The 19,964-nt window shown below is 69.5% G+C and carries 14 protein-coding genes; 3 read left to right on the plus strand and 11 right to left on the minus strand.

Annotated features, from left to right (window positions below):
- Positions 1 to 46: 46 nt before the first annotated feature.
- Genes ABD747_RS19755 through ABD747_RS19780 form a run of 6 tightly spaced genes read right to left on the minus strand, consistent with a single transcriptional unit; the run spans position 47 to position 7,061 of the window.
- Positions 47 to 838 (minus strand): ABC transporter ATP-binding protein, encoded by a 792-nt coding sequence (locus ABD747_RS19755; RefSeq protein ID WP_344807817.1) that lies wholly within the window; start codon positions 836 to 838, stop codon positions 47 to 49.
- The gene (locus tag ABD747_RS19760; RefSeq protein ID WP_344807819.1) at positions 835 to 1,851 is read right to left on the minus strand and encodes an ABC transporter ATP-binding protein; all 1,017 of its coding nucleotides are present in this window, start codon (positions 1,849 to 1,851) and stop codon (positions 835 to 837) included. Before ABD747_RS19760 ends, ABD747_RS19755 begins: the two co-directional genes overlap by 4 nt.
- Entirely contained in the window at positions 1,848 to 2,711 is an 864-nt protein-coding gene (locus tag ABD747_RS19765) for an ABC transporter permease (RefSeq protein WP_344807895.1), read from the minus strand. The genes ABD747_RS19760 and ABD747_RS19765 overlap by 4 nt, the downstream gene beginning before the upstream one ends.
- Positions 2,711 to 3,652: an ABC transporter permease gene (locus tag ABD747_RS19770; protein ID WP_344807821.1), complete on the minus strand. Its 942-nt coding sequence runs from the start codon at positions 3,650 to 3,652 to the stop codon at positions 2,711 to 2,713. Before ABD747_RS19770 ends, ABD747_RS19765 begins: the two co-directional genes overlap by 1 nt.
- 16 nt (positions 3,653 to 3,668) lie before the next feature.
- The gene (locus ABD747_RS19775; protein ID WP_344807823.1) at positions 3,669 to 5,366 is read right to left on the minus strand and encodes an ABC transporter substrate-binding protein; all 1,698 of its coding nucleotides are present in this window, start codon (positions 5,364 to 5,366) and stop codon (positions 3,669 to 3,671) included.
- 33 nt (positions 5,367 to 5,399) lie between these two features.
- Entirely contained in the window at positions 5,400 to 7,061 is a 1,662-nt protein-coding gene (locus tag ABD747_RS19780) for an amidohydrolase (RefSeq protein WP_344807825.1), read from the minus strand.
- A gap of 108 nt (positions 7,062 to 7,169) precedes the next feature.
- On the opposite strand from ABD747_RS19780, the gene ABD747_RS19785 reads away from it, so the two are divergent.
- From ABD747_RS19785 to cls, 3 genes are all read left to right on the plus strand, one after another.
- On the plus strand, positions 7,170 to 7,877 hold the full coding sequence (locus tag ABD747_RS19785; RefSeq protein ID WP_344807827.1) for a TetR/AcrR family transcriptional regulator: 708 nt from the start codon (positions 7,170 to 7,172) through the stop codon (positions 7,875 to 7,877).
- A gap of 453 nt (positions 7,878 to 8,330) precedes the next feature.
- Entirely contained in the window at positions 8,331 to 10,517 is a 2,187-nt protein-coding gene (locus ABD747_RS19790) for a hypothetical protein (RefSeq protein ID WP_344807829.1), read from the plus strand.
- A gap of 623 nt (positions 10,518 to 11,140) precedes the next feature.
- The gene (gene cls / locus ABD747_RS19795) at positions 11,141 to 12,583 is read left to right on the plus strand and encodes a cardiolipin synthase (protein WP_344807831.1); all 1,443 of its coding nucleotides are present in this window, start codon (positions 11,141 to 11,143) and stop codon (positions 12,581 to 12,583) included.
- Between the two features lie 141 nt (positions 12,584 to 12,724).
- Here the strand turns inward: cls and ABD747_RS19800 are convergent, their stop codons facing one another.
- The 5 genes from ABD747_RS19800 to ABD747_RS19820 form a co-directional block, all read right to left on the minus strand.
- Positions 12,725 to 13,945 (minus strand): NAD(P)/FAD-dependent oxidoreductase, encoded by a 1,221-nt coding sequence (locus tag ABD747_RS19800; protein WP_344807833.1) that lies wholly within the window; start codon positions 13,943 to 13,945, stop codon positions 12,725 to 12,727.
- A gap of 63 nt (positions 13,946 to 14,008) precedes the next feature.
- Positions 14,009 to 15,385 (minus strand): L-serine ammonia-lyase, encoded by a 1,377-nt coding sequence (locus ABD747_RS19805; protein WP_344807835.1) that lies wholly within the window; start codon positions 15,383 to 15,385, stop codon positions 14,009 to 14,011.
- A 141-nt stretch (positions 15,386 to 15,526) separates the two neighbouring features.
- Entirely contained in the window at positions 15,527 to 17,290 is a 1,764-nt protein-coding gene (gene pabB / locus ABD747_RS19810; protein WP_344807837.1) for an aminodeoxychorismate synthase component I, read from the minus strand.
- A gap of 88 nt (positions 17,291 to 17,378) precedes the next feature.
- The gene (locus ABD747_RS19815) at positions 17,379 to 18,578 is read right to left on the minus strand and encodes a PIG-L deacetylase family protein (RefSeq protein WP_344807839.1); all 1,200 of its coding nucleotides are present in this window, start codon (positions 18,576 to 18,578) and stop codon (positions 17,379 to 17,381) included.
- Between the two features lie 56 nt (positions 18,579 to 18,634).
- Entirely contained in the window at positions 18,635 to 19,867 is a 1,233-nt protein-coding gene (locus tag ABD747_RS19820; RefSeq protein ID WP_344807841.1) for a hypothetical protein, read from the minus strand.
- Positions 19,868 to 19,964: the final 97 nt, after the last annotated feature.

Here is a 19,964-nt window from a genome sequence, read left to right on the forward strand (position 1 = left end):
TGACGACGTCGCGGCCGCGCTGCCCATCACGACGGCGTGGAGGGCGTCAGCCGCTCTGTGCGGGCTGCCAGCCCGGTCGCGGCGTGGCGTCGAGCAGGGCCCGGGTGTAGCTGCTGCGGGGCCGGCCGAAGATCGAGTCGACCGAGCCGGTCTCCTCGATCCGGCCGGCGCGAAGCACCATCACGTCGTCGGCGATCTGGCGGACGACGGCGAGGTCGTGGGTGATGAACAGGTACGCCGTCCCGGTCTCGCGTTGGATCCGGTTCAGCAGGTTGATCACCTGGGCCTGCACGGACACGTCCAGGGCCGAGACCGCCTCGTCGAGCACGATCACCTCCGGCTCCGGTGCGAGCGCCCTGGCGATCGCCACCCGTTGACGCTGTCCGCCGGACAGCGACCGAGGCCGCAGCTCACGGTGGGCGTCGCTGAGACCGACCATGGCCAGCAGGTCGGCGACTCGCGCGGCGCGACCGTTGCGGGCACCACCGCGCAGCGACACCGCCTCGGCGATCGCGTCGCCGACGGTCTGGGTCGGGTCGAGGGTGGTGTACGGGTCCTGCGGGACCAGCTGGAGCTGCAGCCCGCGACGACGGCGCTCGCGGGCCGACCGCGCCGGCCGGCTCCGGTCCTCGCCGCAGACACCGACCGTGCCGGAGGTCGCTGCAACGGTTCCCGTCACCACCGCGCCGATGGTGGACTTGCCTGCACCGGACTCGCCGACGAGCGCGAGTGTCTTGCCGGCGGACAGGCTGAAGGAGACGTCGTCGACGGCCGGGGCCCGGTCGCCGTACGCCTTCACCAGGTGGCCGACGGTCAGCACCTCGCCGATCCTGTTCACGACGCCACCACCCGGAGCGGGAGCTCGGCGTCGAGGATGCCCGCATCGACCTCGGCGATCCGGTGGCAGCGCACGCTGTGATCACCGGCCGTCGCCGGCGGCGGCAGCTGGGCACACCGGTCCAGGGCGACCGGACACCGTGACGCGAACGGACAGCCGGGGCCGGCGTCGGAGGCGGCCCGCGGTGCTCCGTCGATCACCCGGATCTCCGGCAGCCGGCGGTCCAGATCGGGGCGGGAGGCCAGCAGTGCACGGGTGTAAGGGTGTTTCGGCGTCGACGCGATCTCCGCCGCCGGCCCCTCCTCGAGGACCTGACCGCCGTACATCACCGCGATCCGGTCGCAGATCGCGGTGGCCAGGTCGAGGTCGTGGCTGACGAAGATCATCGCCGTGCCGCTCTCCCGGCGGAGCTCGTCGGTCAGGGCCAGCACGTCCGCCTGGGTGGTCACGTCCAGGGCCGTTGTCGGCTCGTCGGCGAGCAGTAGTGCGGGACGTTCCATCAGCACCGAGGCGATCATCACCCGCTGCAGCAGCCCTCCGGACAGCTCGAACGGATATTGCGCCATTCGCGCCTCGGGGTCGCTGATCCGCATCCGTCGCAGCGTGGCCACGGCGCGCTCTCGGGCGGCGCGGAGATCGGCGTTCGAGTCCTTGGCCCGCTCCAGCAGGAAGCTGCCGACCGGGTGGATCGGGTTCACCGCCGACCGCGGGTCCTGGAACACCATGCCCACCGACCTCCGGTACCGCCGGAGTGCGGCAGCGTCCATCGCCAGCACGTCCCGCCCGGACACGGTCACCCGCCCGGACACCGTTGCGTTCTTCGGGAGCAGCCGGGTGACGGCCCGCAGGGTCATCGACTTGCCCGAACCGGACTCGCCGACGATGCCGAGCGACGTCCCGTTCTCCACCTGCAACGAGACACCCCGCAGGATCGGTACGCCGCCGATCGCGACGTGCAGATCATCGATCTCGAGCAGGCCGGGCGCCACCGAAGAGCCGTGGACCGCGTTCACGATTCCTCCCCGGAGAGCTTGGATCCCAATGTGAACAGGGACATCACGGTCAGCACGATGGCGACCGCCGCGGCGACGACACCCAGCGGATGTCCGCGCAGCAGCGCGTCACGATCGCTGACCAGGACGCCCCAGTCGGCCTGCGGCGCCTGGACGCCGAGGCCCAGGAACGACAGGGCCGCGAGGTCGATCAGTGCGTACGCGAACGTGACACTCGCCTGACCGGTCAGCATCGGCGAGAGGTTGCGCAGCACGTGGCGCACATTGATCCTCATCGGCCCGTGCCCCTGCACCTGCAGCACCGTGACGTAGGGGCGGTTCCGTTCCGTCACCGCGGCGGTGTGGGCCAGCCGGCCGAAATAGGGAAGATAGGCGATCGCCAGTGCGACGGCGGCGGCGCCGAGGCCGGGCCCGAACATCGCCACGGCCAGGATCGCCAGCAGCAGGCCGGGGATCGCGAACAGGATGTCGAACGCGCGGGTGATCGCGAACTCGGTGCCGCTGCGTCGCCAGGCGGCCAGCAGGGCCAGCGGAATCCCGACCAGGACGGTCATCACGACGATCGCGGCCGGCCCGAGCAGGGACGGACGGGCGCCGTAGATCAGCCGCGAGGCGATGTCGCGGCCGGTTCCGTCGGTGCCCAGCCAGTGCTCGGCGCTCGGCGGCGCGTATGCGGCGAGCAGGTCGGCGGCGTCGGGATCGTAGGGTGCGATCAGCGGCGCGAAGACCGCCATCACGACCATCGCGATCAAGAAGACCGCGGCGCACCAGCCGGCCACACCGAGGCGCGGCAGCCGGCGGGAGCGGCGCGTCGTCGCCGACGCTGCCGGGGAAAACGGTTCGCTGAGGACCGCGGTCATCACGACACCGCCCTTCTGACGCGGGGATCGAGGATCGCCGAGATCACGTCGGCGACGAGGTTCAACACGACGAAGCCGACCACCACGATCAGGGCGACCGCCTGCACCACCGGGAAGTCCTTCTGCTGCACCGAACTGATCAACAGCCCGCCCAGACCGCCGAGCCCGAACGCCTGCTCGACGACCACCGCCCCGGCGATCAGACCGGCGACCTGCAGGCCGGCGACGGTTGCGATCGGCGCCGAGGCGTTACGCAGCACGTGGCTGCGGATGAGCCGCCCGTGGCTGATTCCGCGCATGGTCGCGGTCTGCACGTGCTCCGATGCCAGTTCGGCCCGTGCCGCCGAGCGGGTCACCCGGGCCAGCAGCCCGCTGGCGATGATCGCGAGCGAGATCGCCGGCAGGGTGAGTCCTCGCAGCCAGCCACCGACGCCGGTGCCGAGGCCGTACGCCGGAAACCAGCCCAGGTTCACCGCGAACACCGAGATCAGCAGGCTCGACGCCACGAACGCGGGCAGGGCGACGGCAACGGACGTACCGGCCGTGACGGCACCGTCGAGCTTGCCGGGGCGCAGCGCGGCCAGCAGGCCGGACCCGATCCCCAGCAGCAGGACGAGCACGCCGGCGTAGGCGACCAGGGCGAGGGTGACCTCGGCCGCCGGGGCCACTCGATCGGCGACCGGCTGCTGGGTGATCAGTGACGTGCCGAGGTCGCCGGTCAAGACGTTGCCGAGCCAGTCGACGTAGCGCACGAACACGTTCTGGTCCAGGCCGAGGTAGTGCCGCACCTGCTCCTGCACCTCCGGCGAGGGCGGGCGCGATCCGAACAGCACCTGCTCGGGGCTGCCCGGCGACAGGTACAGGCTGAGATAGACCACCAGGCTGGCGGCCAGCAGGGTGACCGCCAGTCCGATCAGCCTGTGCAGCATGAAGCGGCTCATCCGTTGCTCCGGGGCATCAGCGGGCGCCGACCGCGGCCGCCCACGGCGAGGTCATGTAGGAGAACGTCAGCGTCGCCCCGGTCAACCGTGAGTTCTCGAACACCAGTGCCCGCGGCTGGACGATCGGGATGGCCGGCAGACCCTCGGCGAGCTTCGCCTCCGCCGCGATGACCAGTTCGGCGCGCGCCCGGTCGTCGGTCGTCGAGTCCGCCTGGGCCAACTTCTCTGTCACCGTGGGGTCGTGGTAGCCGCTGAAGTTCATGTTGCCGTGGACGTCGCCCACCAGTTGGTCGAGCAGCAGCGGTTCGGGCAGCTCGACGTAGTTCTTGGTGAGGATGACGTCGTACGGCGCGCGTGCCTTCGGATCGGCGAAGATCGCGCCGTACTGCTGGCTGGGCAGGCCGACCAGCTTCACGTTCAGCCCGGCCTGTTTTGCCTCCTGCTGGACCACCGTCGCGATCTGCGAGCTCTCCGGATCGCCGGCCGGGAACGCGAACGCCAGTTCCGTGCTGCCGACGCCGGACTGCTTCACCAGCTCGGAGGCCTTGGCGACGTCGGGTTCGGCGACGTAGGGCTGGTAGGCGTCGGCGTACGCGTCGTGGGCGTAACCCCACACACCGGGACCGGACACCTTGTACAGCGGGTCCGCCGTGCCGTTGAACAGAGTCTTGGCGATCGCCGCGCGGTCGAGCACGAGAGACAGCGCCTGACGGACCGCCGGATCGGCCGACGCGCCGCTGCTCTTGGTGAACAGCAGATCGACGTTGATCGGGGTCGAACCCTTGTCGCCGACGTACAGCTTGCCGCTGCTCGCGTTCTGCAGCTGGGTCACCAGGTTGCTCGGCAGTGACAGACCGCCGTCGATCTTGCCGGACAGCAGGCCGTTGGCCAGCGCGCTCGGGTCGGCCGGGTAGACGAAGGTGAACGTCGAGGCGTGGGCCGCGTTGGCCTTGTCCCAGTAGTCGTCGTTCTTGGTCAGCACGAGCTTGGTGCTGCCGTCGTAGGAACCGAACTCGTACGGCCCGGTGCACATCACACCGACCGACGGACTGCCGAACGACCGGCCCGCCTTCTCCGCGAAGTCCTTCTCGACGACAGCGCCGGCGAGGGTGCCGAGCGCGGTGGTGAAGTCGATCGAGCGCCGGGCGAGGGTGACGGTGACCGTCTTGTCGTCGGTGGCCTCGATCTTCTTCACCTGGGCGAAGCTGCCGGAGTAGTTGGAGGCGTACTTGGGGTCGAGGTTGCGGCCCAGGCTGTACGCGACGTCCTCGGCCGTCATCGGCTTGCCGTCGGCGAACGTCACGCCCTGGCGGACGGTGATCACGTAGTGGGTGTCGTCGGTATAGCCGAACGTGGTGGCCAGACCCGGGGTGAGCTTGTAGTCGGGGGTGACCCGGACCAGGGGCTCGCACATGTTCGGGATGGCGGTCTCCTCCGGGTAATCGGCCAGTCCGATCGGGTCGAGCGTGATCACCGGGCGGTAGCCGCCGTACCAGGTGACGTCGTCCACCGGGCCCGCGGCGGTGCCGGTGGTGACCTGGGAGAGGCCGATCCGGTTCACCGCGCTGCCGGACGGCTCGCCCGACGACTCCTGTCCCTTCCCGCCGGCGCAGGCGGTCAACGCGGTCGCCAGCGTTGCCGCGACGGCGACCAGCTGCAGTGAGCACCGTCGTGCGCGGCTGGACGGCGTCGCCGGGGATGTCTTCGATGACATGGGTCTCCTTGGTTCGGGATCAGGGTTCGGACGTCAGGCGCTCTCGTGCACCAGTTCGCCGCCGACGTAGGTGCGCTGCACCTGGGTGGCGGCGATCTCGGTGACGGCGGAATCGAACGGGTTGCGGTCGTGGACGGCCAGATCTGCGGCGCGTCCGGCGGCGAGTGTGCCGGCGAGGTCGTCCGCCCGGGTCACCCAGGCGGATCCGGCGGTGTACGCGGTCAGGGCGGTCGCCAGCGTCAGGCGCTGGTCCGCGCCGAGCGGCGGCGTCCCGGGCGGTGCGTCCGGGCCGACCCGGTTGACGGCGGTGTGGATCGCCGCCCACGGGTCCGGGGTGCTGACCGGCCAGTCGCTGCCCATCACCAGGGTGGCGCCGTCGCGGTAGAGGTCACCGAACGGGTACTGCCGGTCGGCCCGCTCGTCACCCAGGAACGGGATGGTCAGCTCGTCCATCTGCGGCTCGTGCGCCGACCAGAGGGCCTGCAGGTTCGCAGCCACGCCCAGCCTGCGGAACCGGGGTACGTCGTCGGGGTGGACCAGCTGGAGGTGAGCGGCCTGGTGGCGGCGGTCGGCCGTCCCGTTCAGCGATCGCGCCGCCTCCACCGCGTCGAGCACGTCGCGCACGGCGCGATCGCCCAGGGCGTGGAAGTGGACGCCGAAGCCGGCCGCGTCCAGCTCGACGACCACCTCGCGGAGCAGCTCGGGCTCGAGGAAGCTGATGCCGCGGTTCTGTCCGGGATGCCCGCACCGGTCGTGGTACGGCTCGATCAGGGCCGCCGTGAACGTCTCGATCACGCCGTCCTGCATGACCTTGACGTGCGGCAGGGAATAGCGCGGCCGGGTCGAGCTCGCCGCGGCCGCATCGGCCTCGTCGCGGGCGGCGAGCAGGCGCTTCACCTCGGTCTGCACGTCGTCGACGTCCCGGTCCCACCACAGCGCGCCCGCGACCCGGGCGGTCAGCCAGCCCTCGGCCTGAGCGGACAGGTAGGTGGCGTGGGTCGCGTCGGCGCCGTCGTGGTGCACCATCGCGTCCTGCCAGCCGGTGATCCCCAGCGACTGCAGGTAGCGCATCCCCTCGCGCAGGGCGGCCCGGCGGTCGGCCTCGGAGTCGGCGGGACGGCGACGCTCGACAAGGGCCATCGCCCCCTCGTGCAGCAGGCCCGTCGGGTGTCCCGCCGCGTCGCGTTCGATCCGTCCGTCGGCCGGGTCCGGTGTCGCGGCGTCGATTCCGGCGAGCCGCAGCGCGGCCGTGTTCACCCAGGCCGAGTGGTGGTCGCGGTTCGGGAGGTAGGCGGGCCGGTCCGGGACGAGCTCGTCGAGGATCCGGCGATCGGGACAGCCCGCCTCGAACGCCGCCATCGACCATCCGCCGCCGAGGATCCACGGCGCCCGGCTGCCGGCAGCGTACGCCGCGATCAGTCGGCGATAGTCCTCGACCGAATCGGTGCCCGAGAGGTCGCATCGGGTGCGCTCGAGGCCGCCGACGATCGGATGCACGTGGGCGTCCACGAAGCCGGGGGTGACCAGCCGCCCCCGGAGGTCGACGACCTCGTCCGCGGAGTGCAGGAAGGGCCGCACCTCCGCGTCGTTGCCGACGGCGACGATCCGGTCGTCCCGGATCACCAGCGAGGTCGCCCACCGCTGCGTCGAGGAGGCGGTGAAGACGGCGCCGTTGACGAAGGCCGTGGTCTGCATGACTCAATGAAAGCTCAGTGACACCACTGTTGTCAACACTGTTGACAACAGATGCGATAGAGTGCGGATCCAGGCGGTGGAGCACCGTCGCGCAGAGGAGGTCCACCGATGTCGACGTCGACCCGTTCCGCCAAGGGGCGCGGCCGGTCCACCGCGCTCAGCCGCGACTCGATCCTGGAGTCTGCGATCACCGTGATCGAGCGGGACGGAGTCGCGGCGTTGAGCATGCGCCGGCTGGGTGACGAGCTGGGCGTGGACGCCACGGCCTTCTACCGGCACTTCCGCGACAAGGACGATCTGGTGCTGGCCGCGTACGACCGGGTGACCGGGGAGCTGGCAGCCCAGATCCGGACCATCGCGCCCGACGTCGACTGGCGGACCAGGCTGCACTCGCTGGCCTGGGGCTCGTGGCAGCTGGCCGCACGATATCCGGCCCTGTTCAGCCTCGGCTGGACGCGGACGACCGGTGGTGAGGCGGAGAGCGAGATCGTCGAGTACATCCTGGCCGCGCTGGCCTCGACCGGCATGACCGCCGACCAGGTGGTCCTGCACTACCGGATGTTCGGCGACACGACGCTGGCCCTGTGTGGGATGGCGGCCAGCGTGGCCGCGATGCCGGCCGAGCTCCGGGGCAAGGACGCCGCGGCCTGGACGAGGATCTACGCCGTCCTGCCACAGGCGGAGTATCCCGCCGCGCGAGCCCATGCCGCCGAGCTCGCGACCGTCGGCGAGGAGGACATCTACCGGCTCACCGTTGAGGCGATCCTGGATCGGATCGAGGTGACAATCGCCTCGTCGCACGTCTCCGATCGGTGATCCGAGCGACTGTCGTCCGGTCTGAAGCAGCGGCTCAGCCGCCCACATGCCAGTGGACGTTGTCGACGCTCGCGGCTCCGTGGTCGACCCCGCGCCGCTCCTCATACTGACGGGGTAGGAAGTCTTGACGGGCCATCTCGGAGGGGAGCAGTGTCTGGGTAGCTACCGAGCACGGTGGCGGTTGATCGGATGACGGCGGCGTCCGATCGGTCTCGACGTGACGGGCTGTGTCCGCCGCGCGATGGTTCGACTCATCGTGACGCCGAAGGGGTCGGGTTCGATGGGTTGTTCGATGGCAGTTGAGTCACGACCGGGCGGTGGCCAGGTCGACGGCGGCATGATGTGCCGCCGGTCTTCGCAGAGTGTCGACGCCCATCTCGGCGTCGCTGCTGTCCCGACATCCGGAGCAGCGTCGGGGACCCCCGCCGTCCACCCTGGCGAGGGCAGCCGTCGATGAGCGCCCAGGACGATTACGTCCGGAAGAACCTCGAACTCCTCCGAGAGATGCAGATCTCCGGCATGGACCCGGAGGAGGTGTTGGCGTGGCAGGACAAGATCGACAAGGTCAACAAGAGCTACACCGATGCCCGTGCCATCGAGAACGACGAGAAGAAGACCGCCGACGAGCGCAAGCGGGCCAAGGAGGTCGCTGACGGGATCGCCAAGGCCGCCCCGGCGATCACCAAGAGCGTCATCTCGGCGATCAAGGCCTTCAGCAAGGGTGACGCGATCAACGGTGTGGCCGAGATCATGGACATCTGCGCCTCGATGGCGCCACTCATCAGCACCTTCCTCAACGCCGCCGGGCCCGAGGGCGCGCTGGTCGGCGCCTTCTTCTCAGTCGTCGGCCAGATCCTGCGATGCTTCGGGCCGAAGGAGGAGTCCGACCTCGCCAAGTTCCAGAAGATGCTGGAGGAGCTCAATGCCCGGACCGAGCTGCAGGGCATCAAAGCCGTCCACGACGACGTCCTCGCGTATGCAATGACCCTTTTCGACCAGGCAGCGGACCTGCAGAAGCTGTTGGCGCAGCCCGTTCGTACACACGATGACTTTCTCAGGTGCCAGCGCGGAATCGGAACGGCCCATTACGCTCTGGCGGCCAAAAGCATGCACGACGCCGCTTCGTCGTTCGAGAACTGGAAGGTGCTGGAGTACCTCAAGGATGCCAAGAATCACAACGTGGCGCTCTGGCCGACCGTTCTAGGCGTCTGGTGCAAGACCTACTCGGACATGCTGAGCACGATGACGACCATCACCGTGGTAGTCCAGTCCGACGACATGGCCGCGCGGATGCACGACGTCGACCCGAAATTCACGACTCTGGAGGAGAGCGACCGGAGGGATCTCTCGAACGCGCTCGAAGATCTCGCTTCGCTGCTCGACGAACGGAGGAAGGAGTACAGCTCCTGCAACAAGATCGTGCTTCCTGCCCTTCGGGTTCTGACCGGCGTCGCGCAACGATGGGGCCTCTACGGCATCACGGCAAAGAACCACGCGCTGAAGTTCGTCACCGGTCCGCAGAACGTCAAGAGCGGCAAATGGAACGACGTCAGCGACCGAAACTATTACCACCAGCTCATGCTCGTCCCCGATGCGGCGACGGTGATCCGCGATGGCCAGGTCTCCGAAGACTTCAACTTCGAGCCCTCCTACCACTGCTTCGTGCTCAAGAGCACGAGCAGCGAGTATCCCGGCTCCAGCCACTGGGTGGACCACCTCTGGGTACACGCGGACACGGGGTCAGTCGACGGCACCAGCCAGGTTCTGGACAACTTCACGCCTGCGTTCACCGACATCTGGGCGGAGGGGCAGACGGACAAGGGCCTCGACGTCTACGCCGGCACCGCAGAAGGCACGGGCGCACCCGGTAGCGTCATGGCCTGGACCATGCCGGCCAAGGACGACTTCACCGCGCCGCTCGAACGGGTGAACTGGTGGCCACAGACGAAGTGGGCCGTCGGGACGATCCGGGCCGTGGCCAGCCCCGTATCGGCGGCCGGTGATGCGGACGAGGCAGCGATCCCACCCGGTGGCGCGGACCGGCTGCTCTACGCGTCCATGCGCGATTCCACCGACATCTACGTCAACACCGGCAACCAGGACCACTACATCCCCGGGCCGGCCGGTTGGGGACCGTGCACGGGCCTCGCCGTGGACCAGACATTCTTGTGGCTCTACCAGCCGTACGGCTTCGCCGTCGTGTCCCACGCCTCTGTGCTGAGCCACCTCAAAGGCACTCGACCGGCGCCGGGTTGGCTGACCTACCCGAGGCTGCCGGATTCTCTCCTCGGAGAGCACCTCGAGCTAGGCGACAACTCCACGAACATCTATTACCAGGGCTGGCCCCAGAACTTCAAACCCCCACTCCTGGGACTGATCTCACTGAGCCCGTGCGACGACGGGACACTGCTCGCCGCCGTCGTCCACCGCACCATCGAAGCGAGGGAACCCAACCCGAAGCCGTTGTTCTGGATCGACGACAGATGGACGATCCAGACGGCCCCGTACCAGCTCGACATCGTCACAGGGCAGGTGACGGTCGGCTCCTGGACCCAGATCCCCGGCGAGGCCTGGCACGTGCAGAAACTCCCCATGCCCGGATGGACACTCCTCTCGAGCCTGCGAGCGAGGTTGGCCTGACCAGGCGGAGCCGGCTGCCAGCCCTTCGACGAGGTGTTTGGCAGTTTGGCCATGATTCACCCGGGCCGGGTGTGGCGCGAAGCCGTCGAGGTCCTCATGCTCGCTGGATAACAGTGATCTCGACATCGAGGAAGAGCGGATGCCGTCAACGAGACTCGTAGCGATGCCGCGGGCCGACCTGGCCGTGATCGGCGGCGCCCGCAGGGGTGATCGCTGCTTGGGGAGCGGCTCGGCTGGGTGTCGGCGCGGCCCTGCTGACCGGTGACGCAGGTGGTCGTACGGCCGCGGCCGACGATGCCGGCACGGCCGGCGGAGACAAGCAATTCTTGTCCGGATTCCCCAAATGCTCCGCCTGGTCGCATCGGACGGACGATGATGTGCGCAATGTTGCCTCATTCGCGCCGCGACGCCTCGCCGCCCAGGACGGTCGACCCGCCGACCGACGCTGTGACCAGCGCAGCGTCGACAGCTCCGCCGGGGTGGCTTCGGCGCCGGCAGCGGCAGCTGTCCGGGCCGGTTTGCTCGGCCCGCTGGACCCTGGCACCGCGCAGATTCGGGTCGGCAGAAGGCGAGTCCCCCGCTGCACGTGGTTTCTTGTCGTACACCTGGAGGGAATCGTCGCGATGATCTGGTCGCTGTTGGTCGCACTGCTCATCTTCCTGATCAATGTCATCGTCTTGGGTTTGGTGCCGGAGCGGCGGCGCCCTGGTTCAGCGATGGCGTGGCTGCTGTTCATCTTCTTGGTGCCGGTGGTCGGTCTGCTGTTCTTCCTCTTGATCGGCAGCACCCATGTGCCCCGGAAGCGTCGTGATGAACAGCACGTGGCGGGACAATTGATTCAGAGCGGTCTCGCGCACATCCCACCGCTGGCGCCGTCTCCCGACCGACCCGCCTGGCTGGACTCGGCGATGGTGCTCAATCGGAGGCTTGGCTGGCTGCCCAGCGTGACCAACAACTCGGCGGAGTTGTTCCACGTATACGAGGAGTCGATCCAAGCGAAGGCGGACCTCGTCCGCACGGCACAACACTTCGTCCACGTCGAGTACTTCATGATGTGCCGCGACAGCACAACGGAACCGTTCTTCCAGGCGCTGTTGGAGGTTGCCGCGCGAGGCGTCAAGGTTCGCGTCCTGTTCGACCATCTCTCCACCAACGGCCTGCCGGGCCACAAGGAGTTGCTGGCGACGTTCGACCAGGCCGGCATCGAGTGGCGTCCGATGCTGCCGATCCGGCCCCTGAAGGGCGAGTTTCGCCGTCCGGACTTGAGGAACCACCGCAAGATCGTCGTCGTCGACGGGCGATCGGCGTTCGTGGGGTCTCAGAACATGATCGACTCCAGCTACCACAAGAAGAAGCTCGAAGCGGAAGGCCGCCAGTGGCGTGAACTCACCACCAGGGTCGAAGGACCTGTCGTGCAAACCATCAACCTCGTGTTTGCCTCCGACTGGTTCATCGAGTCCAAGGAGCAGCTGGTGGACTACGTCCGGCCGCAGGAGTTCGCCGATGGCTTCGGCGACCTGACCTGCCAGATCGTGCCGAGCGGTCCCGGGTTCCCGGACGAGAACAATCTCCGCCTGTTCAACACGCTGATCTACGGGGCGCAGCAGCGGCTGTCGATCACCAGTCCCTACTTCGTGCCGGACGACTCGCTGTTGTACGCGATCACCACCGCCGCTCAGCGCGGTGTTGCGGTCGAGCTGTTCGTCAGCGAACGCGGTGAGCAGTTCATGGTCTCCCACGCCCAGTGCTCGTACTACCGGTATCTGCTCGAGGCCGGCGTCCGGATCTTCATGTACCCGTATCCCTACGTGCTGCACGCCAAGCACTTCTCGGTCGACGATCACACCGCCGTGATCGGCTCGTCCAACATGGACATCAGGTCGTTCAACCTCGACTTCGAGGTATCGATGATGTGCACGGGCCCGTCCTTCGTCGCCAAGATGCGCGAGGTCGAGGACCTGTACCGCTCGTTGTCTCGCGAGATGACGCTGGAGGAGTGGAAGAAGCGTCCACTGTCCCAGCGATGGCTGGACAACGTCATGCGGCTCACCTCCGCCGTCCAATGACCTCCGTCGACGCTCGGCGCCTACGCAGGCCCGGACCACCGGCCGGCTACCGTCGCCGGCGCCGGCGGCGAGTCGGCGGCCGACGGATCGCGGCAGACATCATCGTCGGCGAGGGCAGCGAGGGCGTCGACCGGAGCGAAGTCAGATGATGTGGACCTCGTCGAGCCGAGTCCCATGGGCGGCGAAACGGTCGGCGCTGAACGGCGTCGGATCCATGAAGGGTTCCCGGCCGAGATAGAGGTCACGGACGATCTCCCCCACGGCCGGCCCCTGCAGGAAGCCGTGACCGGAGAATCCGGTGGCGTAGAAGACACCCGGCACGTCGGCCCGGCCGATCATGGCGTTGTGGTCGGGGCTGTTCTCGTACAGCCCGGCCCAGCCGCCGACCAGCGGCTGGTGGGCCAGCGCTGGCGCGACGACCTCCGCGGCGGCGTCGAACGCCCGGGTCCAGCCGTAGCTGAACTCCCGGCACAGACCCGGCTCCTCCTCGGCGTCGGAGATTCCGAGCAGCAGCCCGTTGCGATAGTTGTGGAAGTACAAGGTGGTGGACAGGTCCAGCGTGAACGGGACCGTCGGGTGCGGCTCGGGCCGTTGGGGGGTGAAGCCGATCTGCCGGCGGACGGGCTCGATCGGCAGGTGCAGGCCGAGCATCGCTCCGAGGCGGGTGGACCAGGCGCCGGCCGCGATCACCACCGCGTTCGCCCGCAGCTCACCCCTGCGGGTGAGGATCCGGTGCACGCCGTCCGCGCCGGTGCCGAGCTCGAAGACCTCGGTGTGTTCGGCGAACCGGGCGCCGTACCGGCTGGCGGCGGCCGCATAGCCGGCCACCACCAGAGCCGGCTCGGCGTAGCCGTCGCGGGGCGAGAAGGAGGCGCCGAGCAGACGCGAGGGGTCGAGGAACGGGTTGAGCTCGTACGCCTCGTCGGGGCTGATCATCCGGCTGTCGCAACCGAGCTCGTTCTGTAGCCGAACGCTCGCCTCGACCGCGGCGAGCTCACTCGCCGAACGGCACAAGAACAGGTAGCCCACCTGGTGCAGCCCGATTTCCGCCCCGCAGGTGGTGCAGAAGTCCTCGAACGCGCCGAGACTGCGCAGGCCGAGCCTGATGTTGCCCGGATCGGAGAACGTGGCCCGGACACCGCCCAACGGCTTGGCCGACGAGCCGGAGCCGAGGCTGTTCCGCTCGATCACGAGCACGCCGGCCACGCCGGCAGCCGCGAGATGGTAGGCGATGCTCACCCCGATGATCCCGCCGCCGATCACCGCGACCTCCACCGCGCTCGGCAGCGGATCGGAGGGAGTCGTCAGCGCCACGACATGCTGAAGCTGGTGCGAGGCGTCGCCCGGTCGCCTGCCCCTCATCGCCTGCCCTTCTCGCTCGTTCCCGGCCGGCTCACTCCCTGCCGAGACCGCCCGCTCGGCCGATCAGCACTCGATCACGTTGACGGCCAGTCCGCCGCGCGACGTCTCCTTGTATTTGATCTTCATATCGGCACCGGTCTCCCGCATCGTCTTGATCGCCTTGTCCAGCGATACCTTGTGGCTGCCGTCACCGCGGAGCGCGATCCGGGCGGCATTGATCGCCTTCATGCTGCCCATGGCGTTGCGCTCGATGCACGGGATCTGCACCAGGCCGCCGACCGGGTCGCAGGTGAGTCCGAGGTTGTGCTCGATGCCGATCTCGGCGGCGTTCTCGACCTGGGCCGGGGTCCCGCCGAGGATCTCGCACAGTCCGCCGGCGGCCATCGCGCAAGCGGAGCCGACCTCGCCCTGGCAGCCGACCTCGGCGCCGGAGATGGACGCGTTCTCCTTGAACAAGATCCCCACCGCCGCGGCGGTGAGCAGGAACCGGACCACAGCGTCGTCGTCGCCGGAGCGGACGAAGGTGTCGTAGTAGTGCAGCACGGCCGGCACGATGCCGGCCGCGCCGTTGGTCGGGGCGGTCACGATCCGGCCGCCCGAGGCGTTCTCCTCGTTCACCGCGAGCGCATAGAGGTTGACCCAGTCCATCGCCCGGATCGGGTCCGTCTCGTCGTGGGTGGCCTCGAGGTCGGCGAGCAGCTTCGGGGCTCGGCGCGGCACCCGCAGCCCGCCCGGCAGGACCTTCTCGGTCCGGGTACAGCCGTTGTGCACGCACTGCTTCATCACCGCCCAGATGTGCAGCAACTCGGCCCGCAGCTGCTCCTCGGTCCGCCAGGACAACTCGTTGGCGAGCATCACGTCGCTGACCCGGAGGCGCTCGCGGCGGCAGATGTCCAACAGCTGCGCCCCGGTGGTGAAGGGATAGCGCACCGGAGTGCTGTCCTCGACGATCTTGTCCACTCCGGCCGCGTGCTCGTCGACCACGAAGCCGCCGCCGACCGAGTAGTAGGTGCTCTCCCGCAGCACCGTGCCGGCGGCATCGAGGGCGCGGAACATCATCCCGTTCGGGTGCGCCGGCAGGCTCCGCCGCCGGTGCATGATCACGTCGTCGGTGCGGGTGAACGGCACCGGGTGCGTCCCGGCCAGGAGCAGCCGTCCCGAGCCGGTCGCGGCACGGACCACATCGTCGGCGGTGTCGGTGTCGACGGTTTCTGGCCTGGCCCCCTGCAGGCCGAGGATGACCGCTTTGTCCGAGCCGTGGCCGTGCCCGGTGGCTCCCAGCGAGCCGAACAACTCGGCCTGTACGCGACCGACGTCACTCAGCAGGCCGTCCGCGCGAAGCCCGTCGGTGAACAGGGCGGCGGCCCGCATCGGGCCGACGGTGTGCGACGAGGACGGTCCGATCCCGACCGAGAACATGTCCAGCGTGCTCAGTGCCATCTCAGATCAGCGTGTCTCGGTTGGGAGGTGTCCCGAGATTGCGTGCCTCGGTGTCGACTCAAGCGTCACGACGGGCTCCTTAGGGTCATAGAGCACGGTATCCCCCACCACCACATCGACGAGCAGGTTGTGCCGGCCCGTTCAGGCCGAGTCGAGGCGGGCCGAGCGCCAGCCGCGAAGCGAGCTCAGCACCGCGAGTCCCTGTGCCCCGGTGAGCTCCGCCACGGTCAGCCGCCGTTCGCGCAGCACTCCGCCGGCGAGCAACCGGGCGCGCTCGACGCCCGGGAGACAACCGACCTCGCGGGGCGGTGTCCACCACTGGTCGCCGATCCGCACCGCCAGTGTGCTGCGGGTGACCTCGGTCAGCTCACCCGCCGTGTTGACCATGATCACGTCGTCGACCTCCGGCCGGCGATCGCGACGGCGGTCGTACTCCCGGCGCAGCGTCGTCTTGTGGTGCAGCCACCACAGCTCCGGATCGACCGGTTCGTCGTCCACGGCCAGCACGACGGTTGCGGGCGCCGGGGGGATGGGGGTGACGTCGACGTGGACGGTGCCGTCGCGATCCAGCAGCAGCCGCACCCGCGCGGGGTCAGGCCGGCCGCTCAGCCGCTCACGGAGCAGCCCGCTGACCCGCGAACCGTCGAACCGGAAGCCGAGATGCTCGGCCGAGGACGCGATTCGCTCCAGGTGCAGATCGCCGTTGTGGATCGAGCCGCCCTCGACGCGCATGGTCTCGAGCAGCTGGAAGGCGACCGGTCGCGTTCGCAGCAGGGCCGCCTTCACCCGGATCTCCGCGTGCTCGGCCGCCGGGTTCGAGTCCCAGGTGATGCCTCCGCCGGTGCCGTACACGGCGCGCCGTGTCGGGACGTCGACGACGGCGGTCCGGATGGCGACGCTGAACCGGGCCCGCACCGGCTCGTCGGGAGGAGAGACGAGGCCGATCGCCCCGCAGTAGACGCCGCGCGGTTCCGCCTCGACGGAACGGATGATCTTCATCGAGCTGGCCTTCGGTGCCCCGGTGACCGAACCGCACGGGAAGAGCGCGGTGAAGATCTCCGCGAGGCCGGTGCCTGGCCGGAGCCGCGCCGTCACGTCGGAGGTCAACTGCAGCACGGTTTCGTAGCGTTCGACGGCGAACAGTCTGGGCACCGCGACCGTTCCGACCTCGGCGATCCGGGACACGTCATTGCGCATCAGGTCGACGATCATCAGGTTCTCGGCCCGCTCCTTCGCGCTGCCGCAGAGCTCCGCCGCCCGCTGCCGGTCCTCGGCGGGGAACCGGCCGCGGCGCGACGTGCCCTTCATCGGGCGCAGCGTCAGCAGATCTCCGCGGCGCTCGAAGAACAGCTCCGGACTCGCGCTCGCGATGACGACTGCACCGAGGTCGAGGTAGGCGTTGTGGGCACCGCGTTGGCCGAGTGCCAGGGTGCGATACAGCTCGTACGGATCGCCATCGAGCCCGCCGGTCAGCCGTTCGGTCAGATTGCACTGGTAGGTCTCGCCCCGGGCGATTTGGTCCTTGATCACCTCCACCCGCGCGGCGTGGCCGGCGGCCGTCCACAGCGGTTGCCACGACACACCCGGATCGGGCGCCTCGGCATCCGGTGGCGGCTGCAGCGCGGGGACGGCCGTGGGCCGGTCGCAGAGACCGAACCAGGCCAGCGGAATGCCGAACGGCGTCGTGTCGTGCACGGCCAGACTCGGGTCGAGGCCCGCCGCGGCCTCGTACGCGACGTAGCCGAACGCCCACCGGCCGGCGTCGGTGGCCCGCTGCACCTGCTCCAACACCGGCCGTACGTCCGCGGCTCGATCGGCCACGAGCACCCGATCGGGCTGCGGGCAGAGCAGTGCGGAACCGGTGATCAGGTCGTCGAACCGGGCCCACGCGCGGACCGGCTTCATCGTGACCATCCGGAGTCCGGCCTGCCATCGACTGGCCGGCGCACCCGCCGCCGCCGTCGAGGAGGCGCCGGCTCACCTCGGCGACTGCTCACTCGCGGTCCGGTCCCTCCTCGCCCAGCGACGGCGCGAGGTCGGCCGCCGGCGCCGGAGGGCCGCCGATGTGATCGATCGCCCGCAACACCTCGAAGGGCTCGGCGTAGCGGGCCGGTGGCGCGACGTGCCGGCCCCAGTAGCGTGCGGTCGACACGACCGTGTCCGCGTCCAGGTAGCTACGGCCGGCCTGGGAGGCGTGGCAGGCGAGCACCCGGAGCTTGAGCCGGACCACCCGGTCGATCGGGACGAATGCCGTCGGAAGGAAGCGGTTGTTGGCCGACGGGGACTGATAGGCCATCATCGTCGGCACGGCCCGCGCCGCGCTCATCGTGGCGGCATGCACCGCGCGATGATCTTGATGCGTGTCGTGCGGGGAGTGCACGTAGACGGTGGTGGGCTCCAGCGCCGCGATCACCGCCTCGATCAACGAGATCGTGTCGATGCCCGCACTCACCTTGGTGTCGGGAAGGTCGCCGAGAAGCAGCTGCGCCCCGATCAGGCCCGCCGCCGTCGTGGCCTCCACGACCCGATCCCCCGCGTCACCGCCGACGGCACCGCGACTGAGGGTCAGCACCGAGACGCGGTCCCCCTGCCGCCGGTGCTCCAGCAGCGCACCCGCGCAACCGATCTCCACATCGTCCGGGTGCGCGCCCACCGCCAGCACCCGCTCACGAGTGCGCGCGGCCCGATCGACCTGGATCCGGAGGGTGGTCAGCAGGGTGATCTGATCATGCGGATCCAGCACCTCCTGAACGCCCGCCCGAATGGCGGCCAGCAGGGTGGGAGCGTCCACGTCCTGGCCGGCCAGCAGGAGGAACCGGGCGATGGGGCTGGTATCGCGCAGGGCCTCGAGCAACTCGACACAGGAATCCCGGCGCAGGATCTCCGGTCCGATCAGGACGTACGTGAACGGATCGAGCCCGGCCAGCTGTTCCGCCGGGGTCTCCGGATCGACCACGACGACCGTGAAGCCGACCCGCCGAACCGCATCGACCGCGGTCGGGTAGGGCTCGTCGGCCACCAGCAGCGCCGTCTGGGCCGGCCACGAGCACAGCTCGGTCACCGCCGGCGGAAAATCGGGGGCAGTCTGCCGAGCTCGACGGCGTCCGGTGGGTCGCCACTCGGGCGTGACGTGGTCTGCCCACGCGGGGTCACGCCGATCCACCGGTCGGCCCGAGCCGGGGGTCGCTGCCATGCCACTCAGGGTACGGTCACGGCGTTCGCAGCACGGTCAGGGCCATCGGAGCAGCGTCAGGCGACTCGCTCTGGCCCGGACGGTGTGGGGAAGTCGCCCACCGGCGGTCTGACCCTGAAGAACCGTAGCCAGCTCTGCCGATGCGACTCGAGGAACTGCAGACGAGCGGGTGACCGGGCCGCCAGCACGTCGCGGGTGTTGACGAACGCCATCACCGCCTCGGCAAAGTCCTCTCCGGCACCGCCGGCCACCGAGTACTCGCTCACCGGCTGCTCGATCCACTGCGGGTTGTTCCAATCGTCGCGGGTGATCTGCGTGCGCTGGGTGCCCTGCCGACCGCCGCGGGTCTGCTGGACCGTCGCGGGCGGTCGGACGCCGGCCGCGAGGGCCTGGCGGACCTCCGGAATGCCGATGTCGAACAGCTCGTCGCCGACCCAGCCGACCGCCAGCCGGTACTGGGTGAACATCGCCGGGTCCGCCGCCATCGCCTGCTCGGCCACGCCGTGGCCGAGCTCGTGGGTGATGATCCGCCCGGTGTTCTCCGCCGCCGACGGGAGCGGGATCGGCGCCCCGGGATCGCTACCCCGGCCACGCATGCCGGCTACCACCGTCGGGTAACGGCCGGTTGAACTGCTCCGGCCGACGGGAATACCTTTGCGTGTTCCGATCCCGCCGCTGACGCCGGCGCGGTAGACGCTGAGGTGGCCGGCGCCGAAGTCCGCCCCGACCCCGGCCACCGGGACCACGGCGTGGGTCGCCGGATCGACGTCGTAGGCGGTATCGAAGAACAACAACTCATCGACCGGCGGAATCCCGCCGAACGCCGACTCGAGATCGCCGAACGCGGTGAGGATCGACTCGTAGACGTCCGAGGTTGCGCCGGGATCCCATGGCTGCCAGACGCGCTCGGTCAGTCGGCCGCCCGGTGCGACGTTCGGCCGGTTGTTCACCCCTTGTTGCTCGGCGAATGTGCCGGCGCGGACCCGCGCGACGCCGTAGCGGCTCCGCAGCGTCTCGACGAATCGATCGCGGGTCATCGGTCCGGCCGGCGCGGGCTGCCGTTGCAGCACGCCCGGCCGGGGCCGGCCCGCCGGGCCGGCGAGTGCGGCTACCGCCTGATTGCCGGCCCACCGCTGGAGATCGAGCAGCGCACCCGCCCGGTGGGCGACCGCACGGCTGGCTGCACGACCAGCGGCCGGCGCGAGGTCCGGTTCGGTCGGCCGGCGTGGTCGCCACCCACCGCCCGTCGTTCGGGCCGACGCGTCAGGGTCGTACCGTCGCTCGGTCATCCGCTCGCGCCGCACTCCTCGGGTCTACCCGATGTTCCGGCCGCCGTCGCCGAGCCAACGCGCGCGACCGAGGGCAGTCCGGCCTGCACCTTCGGGC

The sequence above is a fragment of the Microlunatus ginsengisoli genome (genome assembly GCF_039537205.1).
GTDB lineage: Bacteria > Actinomycetota > Actinomycetes > Propionibacteriales > Propionibacteriaceae > Microlunatus > Microlunatus ginsengisoli.

Excerpts from the sequence above, each read along its gene's own strand:
- ABD747_RS19765 (WP_344807895.1), bottom strand. The coding sequence starts at position 2,711 with ATGACCGCGGTCCTCAGCGAACCGTTTTCCCCGGCAGCGTCGGCGACG.
- ABD747_RS19770 (WP_344807821.1), bottom strand. The coding sequence starts at position 3,652 with ATGAGCCGCTTCATGCTGCACAGGCTGATCGGACTGGCGGTCACCCTG.
- ABD747_RS19775 (WP_344807823.1), bottom strand. The coding sequence starts at position 5,366 with ATGTCATCGAAGACATCCCCGGCGACGCCGTCCAGCCGCGCACGACGG.
- ABD747_RS19780 (WP_344807825.1), bottom strand. The coding sequence starts at position 7,061 with ATGCAGACCACGGCCTTCGTCAACGGCGCCGTCTTCACCGCCTCCTCG.
- ABD747_RS19785 (WP_344807827.1), top strand. The coding sequence starts at position 7,170 with ATGTCGACGTCGACCCGTTCCGCCAAGGGGCGCGGCCGGTCCACCGCG.
- ABD747_RS19790 (WP_344807829.1), top strand. The coding sequence starts at position 8,331 with ATGAGCGCCCAGGACGATTACGTCCGGAAGAACCTCGAACTCCTCCGA.
- cls (WP_344807831.1), top strand. The coding sequence starts at position 11,141 with ATGATCTGGTCGCTGTTGGTCGCACTGCTCATCTTCCTGATCAATGTC.
- ABD747_RS19800 (WP_344807833.1), bottom strand. The coding sequence starts at position 13,945 with ATGAGGGGCAGGCGACCGGGCGACGCCTCGCACCAGCTTCAGCATGTC.
- ABD747_RS19805 (WP_344807835.1), bottom strand. The coding sequence starts at position 15,385 with ATGGCACTGAGCACGCTGGACATGTTCTCGGTCGGGATCGGACCGTCC.
- pabB (WP_344807837.1), bottom strand. The coding sequence starts at position 17,290 with ATGAAGCCGGTCCGCGCGTGGGCCCGGTTCGACGACCTGATCACCGGT.
- ABD747_RS19815 (WP_344807839.1), bottom strand. The coding sequence starts at position 18,578 with ATGGCAGCGACCCCCGGCTCGGGCCGACCGGTGGATCGGCGTGACCCC.
- ABD747_RS19820 (WP_344807841.1), bottom strand. The coding sequence starts at position 19,867 with ATGACCGAGCGACGGTACGACCCTGACGCGTCGGCCCGAACGACGGGC.